Raw genomic sequence first — 14591 nt, 5'->3', positions numbered from 1 at the left:
TGCGCTCTTCTTAAACCAGCGGCTTCAACCCAGCCTCGATGTTCGCCCGCTGGCTTTCAAGGAACGGGGGCAGCGATAGTTTTTCGCCCAGCGTTTCCATCGGCTCATCAGCGGCAAAACCCGGCACGTCGGTGGCGATCTCAAACAGCACGCCGTTCGGCTCCCGGAAGTAGAGCGAGGTGAAATAAAACCGCTCCACTTCGCCCGAAGAGCGAATGCCAAAGCTGTTCACCCGTTCGATCCATTCGCGCAGCGAATTCTCGTCCGGCGTGCGGAAGGCGACATGGTGCACACCCCCGGCGCCGGGCCGCGCCCGCGGCAGGCTCGGATCGACCGAGACATGCAGTTCCGCACTGGGACCACCCGGACCCATTTCATAAACAAAGGTTTCCCCGCCGCGTTCGCGCGCCGGATAGTGCCGCACCTGCCGCATGTTCATCACGCGGGTCAGCATGCTGTCCGTCGGCTCCAGTTTCGGCACCGACAGGGTGATCGGCCCAAGCCCGATGATCTGCTTGTCGGCCGGCAGCGGCGACTTGGCCCATGGGATCACCTTGTTGGTGCCATCGACAACCAACCGAAAACGCTGGCCTTCAAAATCCTCGAAATCGAGCGACACATGGCCAAAACGTTCCTTGATGCCGCTGGTGGAAACCTTGCTCGCTTCAAGATGCTCCTTCCACCATTGCAGCGTTTCCTCGCTATCGACGCGCAGACCCGTGCGGCCCACCGTGTGGTTGCCGCGCTGTTCGCGCATGGTGGGGAAATCGAAGAAGGTCAGATCCGCGCCGGGCGAAGCGACGCCGTCACCATAAAACAGGTGATAGGCCGAGGTGTCGTCCTGGTTCACCGTCTTCTTGATCAGGCGCATCCCCAGCGTCTCGGTATAGAATTTAAGATTGCGCGGTGCGTCCGCGGTCACAGCGGTCAGGTGGTGGATGCCGCCAAGTTCCAGGGTCATTTCCAAAACTCCCAATATCGCGGCGTCTGCCGCCGTGTTCGAATTGGAATGTAAGCGAGCCCACCCGCTATTCCCAGCGATACAATTGCAACGCACTGGTGTCGTTTATTGAACGAACGTCCGGGCGTTCACGAATCTCGCGCTCATGTCTTTTTGACATGCGCCGGGGCACGACTTGACCTATTTGTTTAGAACAAAGGATGAACAAATGGTCGCTCTTACCCTCACTCGAAAACTCGCCATTCTCGCCGATGCGGCAAAATATGACGCGTCCTGCGCTTCGAGTGGTTCGGAAAAACGCGACAGCAGCAGGTCGGGCGGCATCGGCTCGACCGAAGGTAGCGGCATCTGCCATTCCTATGCGCCCGACGGTCGCTGCATTTCGCTCTTAAAACTTCTGCTGACCAATTTCTGCATTTACGACTGCGCCTATTGCATCAACCGCTCCTCGTCCAATGTCGAGCGGGCGCGATTTTCCGCCGAAGAGGTCGTTCGCCTGACGCTCGACTTCTATAAGCGCAACTATATAGAGGGGCTTTTTCTCTCTTCGGGCATCATCCGCACGCCCGACTATACGATGGAGCAGATGGTGCGCGTTGCCCGCACCCTGCGCGAAACCCATCTTTTTGCCGGATATATCCACCTCAAAATCATTCCCAATGCCGCGCCCGAGCTTTTGGCCGAAGCCGGCCGCTGGGCCGATCGGCTCTCCACCAATATCGAACTGCCCACCGACACGGCGCTCGAACAGTTCGCGCCGGAAAAACGTCCCGCCGAAATACGCACCGCCATGGCGCGCCTGCGCGGCAAACTCGATGAAACCACCGAAGAGAAAAAGCCGGGCAAGGCAAAGCCGGAAAAATTTGCGCCGGCCGGTCAATCGACCCAGATGATTATCGGCGCCGACAAGGCAGATGATGCCGCCATCCTCACACGCGCTGCCGGGCTCTATTCGGGCTATCGGCTCAAGCGGGTCTATTATTCCGCCTTCTCTCCCATTCCCGACGCATCCTCGCGCCTGCCGCTCGCCCCACCGCCGCTCATGCGCGAGCATCGCCTCTACCAGGCCGATTGGCTCATCCGCTTTTATGGTTTCGACGTTCCCGAAATCGTCGCAGGCGGGGAGGGCGGTCATCTTGATCTGTCGATCGATCCAAAACTTGCCTGGGCGCTCAAACATCGCGCCAGCTTCCCCGTGGACGTCAACCGCGCCGATCGGGAATTGCTGCTGCGTGTGCCCGGTCTCGGCGTCAGCGGCGTCGATCGTGTCCTCTCTTCGCGCCGGCACCATCGTCTGACCCTGGCTGATGTCTCAAGGCTCACCGCTTCCATCGACAAGGTGCGCCCCTTCATCGCCGCTGCCGACTGGACGCCTCGCGGTCTCACCGACGATCTGCGCCTCAGGCAGAAATTAGCGCCACCCCCAAAGCAGCTGGAGCTTTTCTGATGCTATCGGTTCGGCTCGAACGCCCCAATGACTTCGAAGAGTGGCGCGGCAAGGCGCGGCGTCTCCTCATTGCCGGCATGAAGCCGTCGCAAGTCGTCTGGCGGGTGGGTTCGGAAGAGAGTGGCCTCTTTGAAGCCGGCGACGACATGTTGCCCAATACCGATGGTCCGATCGGCTCCGTACCGCGCCAATTCATCGAGCTGGCCGGCGATGTGATCCAGCATTCCGACCCGCAGCGTTTCGCGCTGCTCTATCATCTTCTCTGGCGGCTACAGGATGATAGACGCATTCTCGATAACGCTGCCGATGGTGTTAACAGTCTGCTAACCCGAATGGCCTCGGGGGTACATCGCGATGCTCACAAGATGAAGGCTTTCGTGCGCTTTCGCGCCGTCCACCAGAATGGTGATGAGCGCTATATCGCCTGGTTCGAACCCGAACACTTTACCCTCGAATCCACCGCACCTTTCTTCACGCGCCGCTTTGCCGGCATGCATTGGGGCATCATTACCCCATATGCTAGCGCCTTATGGGACAAAGAGAATTTGCACTTTGGCCCGGGCGGCAGCAAAAAAGATATCCCCACCGAAGACGCAGTGGAGGATGATTGGCGCACCTACTACGGCGCGATCTTCAACCCGGCCCGCCTCAAGGTCGCGATGATGAAATCGGAAATGCCGGTCAAATACTGGCGCAACCTCCCCGAAGCCGACCGCATTGCTCCCTTGATCCGCAATGCACGGCAAATGGAGCAAGACATGATCGCTCGCGCCACCACCCAGCCTCCGGCTCGTCACATGCGCCAGAAAGCGCGCGTAATCGAGGAAGAAAGTCAGCCAATTCAATCACTTGCCGATGCCGCCGTGGCAATCGACAACTGCCGCCGATGCCCGCTTTACGAACATGCGACGCAGGCTGTCTTCGGCGAGGGGCCGAAAGCAGCGGAGGTCATGTTCGTTGGTGAACAACCGGGCGACCAGGAAGATTTGGCCGGGCGCCCCTTTGTTGGTCCCGCGGGGCAAGTCTTTGACGACGCTATCAAAAACGCCGGCATCGACCGCAGTCGTCTCTATGTCACCAATGCGGTGAAACACTTCAAATTTATCCCGCGTGGCAAAAGACGCATTCACCAGAAGCCCAATGCCGGCGAAATCCAGGCCTGCCGCTTCTGGCTCAATCTCGAACGCGAATTCGTCAAGCCCAGGATCGTCGTTGCCCTGGGTGCCACGGCGGCACAAAGCCTTGTCGGAAAAGCGGTTTCCATCTCGCGCATGCGTGGCCAGCCGATCGATCTTGCGGATGGTTCGGTGCTCTATATAACAAACCACCCCTCCTATCTGCTCCGCATTCCCGACCCGGAAACCAAGGCTCGCGAGCGCCAGAAATTCCAGGAGGACCTCGCCCTGATCCATACGCACATGCAACGTCTGGAAAAATCATGACCCGTTTGCCGCAACTCTTGACAGACACGGTCCGTCAATCCTAGTAAGGCGCCATCGACGCAGGTCGGGCCCTTTGGGGCGGAGTAGCTCAGTTGGTTAGAGCAACGGAATCATAATCCGTGTGTCCCCAGTTCGAATCTGGGCTTCGCTACCAAATTTCTCAGAAAATTTAACGCTTTAGCGTTTGCCTGCCGGCTCTGCGGCTGGACAATTCTGAGCGTTGCTATTTTTCGACCGCTCCTTGCTGAATCGGAAATACTTTTTTTGCCCAGATGCATTAGGTTCGCGGCCGGCCTTGGCACGCGGGCGCTGAACCTCGTATGACCTGAGCACAAACAGTCCCTTTTTCCGGCGCTGGCTATCACCGCCGCACCCCCCACGATGTTGAGATCGCGATGACCCTCTACTCAGATTACCTGGCCGAAATCGAAAGCAGAGCTAATCAAGGTCTGGCACCCAAGCCGATCGATGCCGGCGGCCTCACCGGCGAAATCATCGCCATCATCCGGGATGGCGGAAACGAGCATCGCGCGGATGCGCTAAAATTCTTTATTTACAACACGTTGCCGGGAACCACGAGCGCCGCGGGCGTCAAGGCCGCGTTCCTCAAGGAAATTATCCTCGGCGAAGCCATCGTCTCCGAAATCACGCCCGCCTTCGCGCTCGAACTCCTGTCGCATATGAAGGGCGGCCCCTCGGTCGAAGTGCTGCTCGATGTCGCCCTCGGCAATGATGCTGCGATCGCAAGCCAGGCCGGCGATGTGCTCAAGACCCAGGTCTTCCTTTATGACGCCGACATGTTCCGGCTGCGCGATGCCTATAAGGCCGGCAATGCCGTCGCCAGGGACGTGCTCGAAAGCTACGCCAAGGCCGAATTTTTCACAAAACTTCCCGAAGTCGCCGACGAGATCAAGGTTGTCACCTTCGTCGCCGCCGAGGGCGATATCTCGACCGACCTGCTGTCCCCCGGCAATCAGGCCCATTCGCGCGCCGATCGTGAACTGCATGGCCAGTGCATGATCACCCCGGCCGCGCAGCAGGAAATCGTCGCGCTGCAAAAGCAGCATCCCGACAAGCACGTGATGATGATCGCCGAAAAGGGCACGATGGGCGTGGGCTCCTCGCGCATGTCGGGCGTCAACAATGTGGCGCTTTGGACCGGCAAGCCGGCCAGCCCCTATGTGCCTTTCGTCAACTATGCGCCGATCGTTGCCGGCACCAATGGCATTTCCCCGATTTTCGCCACCACGGTCGATGTGACCGGCGGCATCGGTCTCAACCTCAAGAACTGGGTCAAAAAGCTAGGCGAGGACGGCAAGCCGATCCTCAACAACGAGGGCAATCCGATCCTCGAACAGAAATACTCGGTCGAGACCGGCACTGTCCTCAAGATCGACGCCAAGACCAAGACGCTGCGCGACGAGAACGGCAAGGAACTGGTCGATATCGCTTCTGCCTTCACCCCGCAAAAGGTGGAGTTCATGAAGGCCGGCTCGTCCTACGCCATCGTCTTCGGCAAGAAGCTGCAAACGTTTGCCGCCCAGACTCTCGGCGTCACCGCCCCGCAGGTCTTTGCCCCGAACAAGGAAATCTCGAACGAAGGCCAGGGCCTCACCGCGGTCGAAAAGATTTTCAACCGCAACGCCGTCGGCGTCACGCCGGGCAAGGTCCTTCATGCCGGCTCGGACGTTCGCGTCACGGTGAATATCGTCGGGTCGCAGGACACGACGGGCCTGATGACCGCCCAGGAACTCGAAGCGATGGCGGCCACCGTCATTTCGCCGCTGGTCGATGGCGCCTATCAGTCGGGCTGCCACACGGCATCGGTCTGGGACAAGAAGGCCCAGGCCAACATTCCAAAACTCATGGCCTTCATGAACAACTTTGGCGTGATCACGGCGCGCGATCCCAAGGGCGGCTATCACGCCATGACCGACGTGATCCACAAGGTCCTCAACGACATCACCGTGGACGACTGGGACATCATCATCGGTGGCGATAGCCACACCCGCATGTCTAAGGGCGTCGCCTTCGGCGCCGATTCCGGCACCGTGGCTCTGGCCCTGGCTACCGGGGAAGCCACCATGCCGATCCCGCAATCGGTCAAGGTGACGTTCAAGGGCAAAATGCAGCCCCATATGGATTTCCGCGACGTGGTGCATGCCACCCAGGCGCAGATGCTGCAGCAGCATGGCGACAACGTCTTCCAGGGCCGCATCATCGAAGTCCACATCGGCACCCTGCTCGCCGATCAGGCTTTTACCTTCACCGACTGGACGGCCGAAATGAAGGCCAAGGCGTCGATCTGCATTTCCGAAGACGCGACGCTGATCGAGTCCCTCGAAATCGCCAAGTCGCGCATGCAGATCATGATCGACAAGGGCATGGACAATGCCGCTCAGACGATTAAGGGCCTGATCGACAAGGCCGATCGCCGCATCGCCGAAATCCGCTCGGGCGAAAAACCGGCTTTGGCGCCTGATGCCAATGCGAAATATTTTGCCGAAGTCGTCGTCGATCTCGACCTGATCGACGAGCCGATGATCGCCGATCCGGACGTCAACAATTCCGACATCTCGCGCCGCTACACCCACGATACCATCCGCCCTGTTTCCTACTATGGCGGCACCAAGAAGGTGGACCTGGGCTTTGTCGGCTCATGCATGGTGCACAAGGGCGACATGAAGATCGTCGCCCAGATGCTGAAAAACATCGAAAAGGCCGAAGGCAAGGTCGAGTTCAAAGCCCCGCTCGTCGTCGCCGCCCCGACCTACAACATCATCGATGAGCTGAAGGCCGAAGGCGACTGGGAAATCCTCCAGCGCTATTCCGGCTTCGAGTTCGATGACCTCAAGCCCAAGACCGCCAACCGCACGGAATACGAGAACATTCTCTATCTCGAACGTCCGGGCTGCAATCTCTGCATGGGCAACCAGGAAAAGGCCGAAAAGGGCGACACCGTTCTCGCCACCTCGACCCGCCTCTTCCAGGGCCGCGTTGTCGAAGACACCGCCGAAAAGAAGGGCGAATCCCTCCTCGCCTCGACCCCGGTCGTGGTGCTGTCGGCCATTCTTGGCCGCACCCCGAGCACCGCGGAATATAAGGCCGCCGTGGAAGGGATCGATCTGACCAAGTTCGCTCCGCCGAACGTGACCCCGATTGATTCCAAGTCGGTCCATTTCTAGAGCGCGCCCATCACCGTCCCATCCGGCCCGGGCATTCCTATGCTCGGGCCGGAATGGCGCCGAAAGCTTCGCTCGCCAATCGGGTTAAGTGCCGGGTAGGGCCGCCGCCGCGTCGACCGAATCCGGACGTCCCGATTTGTCCCGCCATCGCCATAGAGCGGCTTAGCTATAATTCTACGCCGGGCGCACGCGAAGAAGCGGCGATCCCAACATTGGACCTCTCGCTTTATCCCCTGAGTACGAGTGGCGCATCTGAATAGCTAAGTACCACGAAACATGAGCTTTTTGCTCGCCCAAGGCCAGATCGGCTCGCTGGTTTTCAACCTCCCGCTCAGCTTTCACAAGCCGTGTTGCACGACCCCGGCAAACGGTGTAGGAACCGCGCCAGTTGGGGTGTCGCCAAGTGGTAAGGCACCGGTTTTTGGTACCGGCATTCCTAGGTTCGAATCCTAGCACCCCAGCCAATGATTGTGCGTTGTCCGCACCGCGAATAACTGCGACGATTGCGCCTTAAGACTGCGACGCTGACGGCGCCGGTCGACTTCGATCCCAATTTTTGGCCGCGCTATGGATCGGACCGGTCCGTCGGATCAGGACCACTCAGATTTCTGGTTTTCTTGCGTCGACTTGGCTTTGGGCGGCATTTTGGGATCTTGTTGAGCGTTTGGCTCCAGTGCCCCTCACACCTCGCTCTCAATCCTGGCCCGAAAACCTCCCACCGGCGTTATGACCCGGAATGCGTCCTGGAGGGATGGAGTTCACAGCTGACGGTTGGGGCGGGTGTCCGCGTCGAGGCCTCATCAACTCCGGCATTTCGAATTCTTCAAACCGGGGGTGGGGAAGTTCGCGCCCGGGGAATTTCAATCCAGCGGCAACGAGACTTGGCCCTAGGCCCGAACTTTCGACTGAGAGTTGATGACCCTAGGCACGACCTCAGGTCCATCTATCCTTCGCCACCAAGGATAGTCATCGCCTGAATCCTTGGAAGTTTGCTGCTCTAAAGGTTAGAGTATTCTCAAGTGAAGGATAGATAATTACGGGAAAAATCAAAGGATTATCGAATAATATGGTATGTTCACTTTAGAAGGAATCAGACAGTATCGTGTTGTCGGCGATTTTTAGCCGCGATGATGATCGTTGTTTTCTGAGGAGGAATACATGGAAACTAAATGGAGGCCCGTTTCACAGGCCAAGGCCTCCACCTAGTTCTTTCAAACGCACCAAAAAGCGCAAAACAATACTGCATTGACTGATTCGTTTAGTCAAGGGCAGAGGCTTGTTCTCGCGTCTGAGTGCACAACCAAGGAGGTCTCATGACCCTGAACATCCAACTGCCAGGCAAGCGTTCGCCCTTGCCAGTAGCGCTCGACGCCGCGATCAAGGTGCGCGGCAAGGAACTCAAGCGTAGCCGGCGACGGGTTGCCTGCATCACGTACACCGAAATTGCCGCAGCCGAGATTTGGGCCGATGTCGGCAACGATCCCCTGATCCACGTCTCAACCATCCATAGTTTCCTCTGGTCGATCACAAGGTCGTTCCAGGCCGACATCAAGGCTTGGGTGCTACACCGGATCGAGGAGCGCATCGCCGAGCTGCTTCAGGCCGCAGCCGAATTCGGTCCGACGGTCCAGCAACGCACAAGGGACAAGAACAGGCTCGACATCGAGCGTTACGAGAGCTCGCTCCCGGCTGTAGAGAAGGTGCAAGGCTTCACCTACGGCACCGGCAGCGACTACCCGAAAGGCGTCCTCGGCCACGACGACATCATCCGCATGGCCACGTACTTCCTGGCGGAACGCCCCCTTTTCCGTACATTGCTGGCCCAGCAATTCCCGATCGTTTTCGTTGACGAGAGCCAGGACACTCAACCGGCGGTCGTCGCCGCACTCAAGGCAGTAGCGCTGCAAGCGGGTGCCGACTTCTGCCTGGGATTCTTCGGCGATCCGATGCAGCGGATCTATCCGACCGGGACAGGTGCGATCGATATCGAGGAAGGTTGGGAGACGATCCCGAAAGAGGAGAACTTCCGGTGCCCCACCAGGGTGCTGGCAGTCGCCAACGCGATACGCCGCGATGGTGACGACTTGGTACAGACCGGGGGGCGCTCGGAACTGAACCAGACGACCGGTCTCCGGGAGCCCGTGGAGGGCTCGGCGCGCATCTTCGTCCTCCCAGCAGGCGACGGGCGTGACCGGAGACTGGCAGCGGTCAGACATTTCATGGCCGGGAAAGTGGACGATCCCGCTTGGGGCGACGGCCAGGAAGCGGACTACAAGCTGCTGGTGATCGTGCATCGCATGGCGGCCAATCGGCTGGGGTTCGGAGAACTTTACGCCTCGATGAACGACAAAGCGCCCGCAGCCTTCGCCAACGGTTTCCTAGACGCCACCGCCTGGCCCCTCAAGCCGTTCGATAAGTTCGTTCTTCCGGTCGTCGAGGCGATATCGTTGGGCCAAGAATTCGCAGTCATGTCGCTGCTCCGCAGTTACAGTCCGCTACTGGAGCGTTCGGCTTTGGCCCGGACAACGGCGGCGGAACTGCTCGCCGCCCTGCGCAAAGCGGTGCTGGAGCTCGATAGGTTGATGTCGGACGAAAAGGCTACGGTCAGGGACGTGCTTCTTCACGTCCATACCGAGGGCCTCATGTCGCTCGACCCTCGGCTGACGTCCTATCTCGGGCTGCCGGTTGCCGAGCCCGAAGCCGACGAAAATGCCGAGGACGAAGAAGAAGACGGCGAGCAGGACGACACGGACAGGGAGGTCCTCGCCATGGACCGGTATCTGGCCTGCCCGGCCAGCCAGTTCCTCGGGTACCGGAGATACACTCAGCAACTTTCCCCGTTCTCCACCCACCAAGGCATCAAAGGCGCCGAGTTCGAACGCGTCTTGGTCGTCCTCGACGATGACGAGGGCACCCATGTCCAGTTTTCCTACGACAAGTATTTCGGCGTGAAGCCTCCGTCCAAGACCGACCTGAGGAACCTGGAGGAAGGAAAGGAGACTGCGGTCGAACGTACCCGTCGTCTCTTCTATGTCTGTTGCACCCGGGCTTTGAAGGACCTTGTAGTCGTCTATTTCTCGTCGGATCCGGCACTGGCCGAGCGAAAGGTCAGGGACGCAGGCATCTTCCCGGACGAAGACATCCTGACGGAGGCGGCCCTCGCATGATCGCGATCATGGCCCCTGCGACACCTGACAGGTCGGGTGTCCGCAGGCGCTGCTCCGCCTGGTGCCGGACGGGCATCGAGTATCGGATGCTGGAGAAATAGCCAGTTCGCCGATATCCGCGGCGACGCTTGTTTCGTGGGGGAGATTATGCTTTTAGGCGCGTTGAACCCGAGCATCTTCATGGTTTTCGTCAGCGGTGGTCTTATCACTGGCTGATGTCGCATGAGCGACCACCATGAGGTCAACAGCTGTCCAACTGCAAGGCGCCCGTTCCGGTCGCTCGGACCCGCATCTCGAATTCCTGAAAGCTGCCATTAGCTCTTTGTCTCAAGTATGCCGGCTCGGGGACTTCACCGCCGATGGTATCGATCTCTCCGAGCGGGACGGGCGCGTGTTCTTCCTCTTGCTTCTCAAGGCCCGGGACTCGATGCCGCCACCACGAGAGGCGTGGGCCCGCTTATTCAACTCGTGGATTTCGTCGCGTTCACTGTCTACCGCAGCACGCATCTGGCGACCAAGGCGACGATCACTGATCTCGACAAGGCGAACGCACTTCGAGGACCGAGTGCAAAAAGCATAGAGCGGCCCGGCTAGGTCGCTTGACGCCAACCGCTATATGGACGGTTGTCCGATCTCGGTGAGAGCCCTTCCTGCTTTCTCGGTTGCCTTTGCTGCGGAGTTCGAGGCGTTTCGTTCTATGTACTCACGGAACCCCGACTCGGACATTTTCTGGTGGCGCGCGTCATACGTGGAAGGGTCGCGATTGTAGGGCGATGCAGTACTGAAGAACACAAAGCTCCCGCCAAGGTAGCGCGTCACGCCCCTGGAGCCCCGGGGTAGAGGACGTCCGTCCTCCCGGCCTTGGTCCCAAACGTCGGGATGGGCGTATCTGCCCGGCCCGAGCTCGGACAGGTACTCGTGAAGCGAGTCGTCGGAGACCTTGTAGTGCCCTGTTGGCTTGACCGGTTCTGCCTCCAGCCGAAGATAATCCCACTTGGTGTCCATGCCGAACGAGACGTAGCTGACCTTGCGCGGTTTCAGCAGGATGGTCAGATCGACGTCCAGCTCGATGAAGCCGGGTTCGGCGGCAGGTTTCGCCCCCAAAAGGGTAAATCCCCCGCCAGTGGGCAAGAACATGTGGTTGAGGCTGGGCACCTTGGCCACCTGGTCGAGCACATCCACCATGGCGTCGAAATCCGTCCATGTCGCTTCCGACGGCGTGCGGATCGGGAAGAACCGGGTTGCGAACTCGCGCCATTCCAGGTGGTTCCTCAGGAAGAAGTCATCGATCACCTTGAGCCATTCGCGCAATCGCGTGACGACGTCGGCGATGGAGGGTCGGGCGGCGGGGTCATGTTCGGTGCATTCCGACATCAGCTCGTCGAGGCCGGTCGTGTATTGATCGCCGAGGAAGTTCTTCAAGCCAACCCGGGACGAGGCGATATACGGGCCGTCAAAGCCCAGCTCGTCCCGTGACAGGAAGATCCACAATGTCTTGGCGAAAGAGAACACGTCTGCGGGAAGGCCGTCCGCCGCCGCAGCCTGCCGCCTCATTTCGGGGGCCATTGTGAACTTTGCCCCGACGTCCCGTCGATCGGGGGTGACGGGACTCAAATCCGGATACTTCACCAAGCCGAAATCGGAGAAGCAGAGCCTGCCGCCTAAAGCCAGAATGTTCTGTGGCTTGATATCCCGGTGAGCCATGCCGCGGGAGTGCAGTTCGCCCAGGGTTTCTCCTAAACGGACAAAGCTTTCTACCACGGCCTTGCTGTCTTTCCCGGAAAGGAAAGAGCCGCTCGCCTGAGCCAAGGGCATGACGTACCAGGGCTTGGCCTTGGGATCGTCCGGAAAACGATGATCGAGCATCGGGACGATGCCATCTAGTTTATCGAGTTGCCCCAGTGCCGCTATCTCGTTCTGAAAGCGGGTGTACGGCTCCTTACCCAGTTGGTTAAGGACTTTGATCGCCGCGGTTCGTCCGTCGACGGAATTGCAAACGTGAAAGACATCGGCATTGCCGCCCGAGGCTATCTTTTCGCCGAGAACCCAATCGCCCAGGCGATCGGGGAGCGGAAACTTCTTCTTGCCAGCCATATGCATACCCATAGCACATCGTTACGCGGGGCCGCAGCTTGGTTTACGCCGCGGGCGACACCCCAGAAATTGCACGAAGTCACGCAAAGAACAAGAGTTTGCTGCAATATTGAAAATACACTATTGCAAAATTGCTGATTGCGTGGATACTGGCTTAGCAATTTTGGAGGCGACCATGTCGATACCCACCTCGGCCTTAAAACGTGCCCGCGAGCTCGCCAAGGTCAAGCAGACCGAAATGGCCAAGCTTCTGGGTGTGAACCCGAGCGTCATTTCGCGGCTGGAGCAAAGCGAGATGACCGACGACCAGATGGCTCGCCGTTACCTCGAGGCGCTCGATACACCGGGAAGTAAAGAGGTGCTTGAGTTCTACGGGCGGGACTGGCGGATGTCGGAGCGCCCAAGCGTCATGCATCCGGATCGCGAATCCCTTTGGGAGGCCGAACTGGCGCTCCAAAAGCTCGACGAATTCCAGCGAAGCAGCCAATACGACGCCTTGCTCGATGCGCCGCTGACACTCATCCGCGATAACCTCGAGTCAAGTGCGGCGTTCTTGGACAAAACCGACCATGCGGTAGCGTTCGTCGGCAGCGTTGGTGTCGGCAAGACCACCGCGCTATCCCTGCTTACCAACCTGGTCATTCCCGACAAGGGTGGGGTGCCACAGCCGGTGTTCCCCGCTACCGGCGGCCGTACGACGACCAGCGAAGTCATAATCCGCGTACAGCCCGCATATGGGATCGGGGTGGAACCCAGAAGCGAAGACGAAATCCGCCTCCTCGTCTCCGAGATGGTGCGGGCGGTCGTAGAGGGTAAGGGCGGCATTCCCACCGAACTCGAACGGGCGGTCCGGAACATGGCTGATATCCGCAAGCGCCGGAACCCGTCAGACATCAAATCGCAGATCGATCCGATCGCGGAACTCCTCGACAGCTCTAGTGCAGAGGACGTCGTGGAGGCGATCGTAAACAGGATGAAGTTGCCAGAACGCACGGAAACCCAACTGATCCTTTCCGAGACGAATGAAGAAGGTTTGGCTTGGCTATCCAAGAACATCACAGCCATCAACTTCGGTCTTGATCCTCGCTTCTCCCTGCCTCAGAGGGTGACGGTCTTCGTACCCAAGGCCGCGATGCGGAACTCCACGTTCGACGTAAGTGTAATCGATACGAAGGGCATCCACGGGACGATCGAGCGCTCGGACCTCGAGAAACTGGCCAATGAGGGGCGTACCCTCATCGTCTTGTGTTCGGCCTTCAACGATGCACCGGGAGCCGACCCCCTCAAGCTCATGAAGAGTTTGTCGGCGCTCGGTTCGGATGCGTTCGAGCGAGAGCGTCTAGCGATCCTTGTTCTCCCGCAAAACGACCAGGCCCTGAAAGTCATCGACGGCAGTGGCGAGCCAGCGGAGTCCATCGAGCATGGCTACGGCATCCGCGAGGATCAAATTCGTTCAAGCCTCGCGGAAGCCGGACTGCCAAAGGTGCCCTCGCTATTCTTCAATGCGCTATCAGACCAGCCAGGCCCTGTGTGGGACGAGCTGAATGACCGGATCGCGAGAATGAGGCAGCACCAGCTTGATCGGCTCCACCGCTTTGTCGCCCTCTCCGACGACTTGGTCACCAACGCCGACGCTGCGCGGATCCAGCAAGCCCGGATTGCCATAGCCCAAGAGGCAAGGGCCATGGCAAAGGCCTACAAGTCGCTACCGACGAGCGTACGGTCCGCTCATCAGACTTTGATCGAGGAGTTGGCGACCGGACACCCGAGTTCGATCGCCGCTTCGATAAGTCGCCGAGGCGGCTGGGACAATTTCGACATCCACCACATGATCGGTTCGGGCGTCCGTGCGGACGCTTACCGGCGGACCGCTGACCACTTGGTCAAGATCAAGGGCCGCGTGGAGAGCCTCGAGCAACGGTTCGAGGAATTGCCTGAAGTGTTGGGCCTGCTGCAGACGCTTAGGGAAGACCTGTCCGACTGGCGACAGGAGTTTCTTTCCCGGGCGTCGAGCATCGGTCGCAATTCATTCAAGCCCTATCTGGACGGTGCGGAAGGCTTCTGGTCGGATTTGCGTGCGCGCTACGGCGGCGGCAAGGGCTACCGCGAGGACATTGCCGACCAGGTGAAGGAATGGTTCGAAGACAACGGTGAGCTGGCTGATGCGCGGACAAAGGTCGACAAGCGTCTAGAGGACGCCTGGAACGAGCTCGTGGTCGATCGATTGCTAGCCAGCACCCTCATCGAAGGCGAGCAAGTGTAGCAGGGCAAAACGTGGGGTCGCCCCCTTCTCCC

At 59.3% G+C, this 14591-nt stretch carries 7 protein-coding genes and 2 tRNA genes; 7 read left to right on the top strand and 2 right to left on the bottom strand.

Translation table 11 applies throughout. The features are described from left to right. Positions 1 to 10: 10 nt before the first annotated feature. Positions 11 to 961 carry a ring-cleaving dioxygenase gene (locus tag ASD83_RS12880; protein WP_056311449.1) on the bottom strand — a complete coding sequence of 317 codons (951 nt, stop codon included), beginning with the start codon at positions 959 to 961 and terminating at the stop codon, positions 11 to 13. A 208-nt stretch (positions 962 to 1169) separates the two neighbouring features. Between ASD83_RS12880 and ASD83_RS12875 the strand changes: the two genes are divergently transcribed. The 6 genes from ASD83_RS12875 to ASD83_RS12850 all read left to right on the top strand — a co-directional run bounded on the left by ASD83_RS12875 (position 1170) and on the right by ASD83_RS12850 (position 10202). After that, positions 1170 to 2408 (top strand): putative DNA modification/repair radical SAM protein, encoded by a 1239-nt coding sequence (locus ASD83_RS12875; RefSeq protein WP_056311447.1) that lies wholly within the window; start codon positions 1170 to 1172, stop codon positions 2406 to 2408. Then, complete coding sequence (locus tag ASD83_RS12870; protein ID WP_056311445.1) at positions 2408 to 3850, top strand: UdgX family uracil-DNA binding protein; 1443 nt, start codon at positions 2408 to 2410, stop codon at positions 3848 to 3850. The genes ASD83_RS12875 and ASD83_RS12870 overlap by 1 nt, the downstream gene beginning before the upstream one ends. 77 nt (positions 3851 to 3927) lie before the next feature. After that, a tRNA-Met gene (locus tag ASD83_RS12865) sits at positions 3928 to 4004 on the top strand. Between the two features lie 241 nt (positions 4005 to 4245). Continuing rightward, positions 4246 to 7035, top strand: a complete 2790-nt coding sequence (locus ASD83_RS12860; protein WP_056311443.1) for a bifunctional aconitate hydratase 2/2-methylisocitrate dehydratase — start codon at positions 4246 to 4248, stop codon at positions 7033 to 7035. A gap of 389 nt (positions 7036 to 7424) precedes the next feature. Further along, positions 7425 to 7499, top strand: a tRNA-Gln gene (locus ASD83_RS12855). A gap of 849 nt (positions 7500 to 8348) precedes the next feature. Continuing rightward, positions 8349 to 10202 carry a UvrD-helicase domain-containing protein gene (locus tag ASD83_RS12850; RefSeq protein ID WP_056311441.1) on the top strand — a complete coding sequence of 618 codons (1854 nt, stop codon included), beginning with the start codon at positions 8349 to 8351 and terminating at the stop codon, positions 10200 to 10202. A 612-nt stretch (positions 10203 to 10814) separates the two neighbouring features. On the opposite strand, the gene ASD83_RS12845 is transcribed toward ASD83_RS12850, so the two are convergent. Then, positions 10815 to 12296 (bottom strand): protein kinase domain-containing protein, encoded by a 1482-nt coding sequence (locus tag ASD83_RS12845; RefSeq protein WP_162249164.1) that lies wholly within the window; start codon positions 12294 to 12296, stop codon positions 10815 to 10817. A gap of 175 nt (positions 12297 to 12471) precedes the next feature. Between ASD83_RS12845 and ASD83_RS12840 the strand changes: the two genes are divergently transcribed. After that, on the top strand, positions 12472 to 14559 hold the full coding sequence (locus ASD83_RS12840) for a helix-turn-helix domain-containing protein (protein WP_056311437.1): 2088 nt from the start codon (positions 12472 to 12474) through the stop codon (positions 14557 to 14559). The last annotated feature ends 32 nt before the right edge of the window (positions 14560 to 14591 follow it).

Origin of the sequence: Devosia sp. Root685, assembly GCF_001427875.1 — a bacterium.
In the GTDB taxonomy this organism is placed as follows: Bacteria; Pseudomonadota; Alphaproteobacteria; order Rhizobiales; family Devosiaceae; genus Devosia.
Note: the sequence above shows the minus strand (reverse complement) of the source record. Positions and strands in the feature narration are given on the sequence as shown.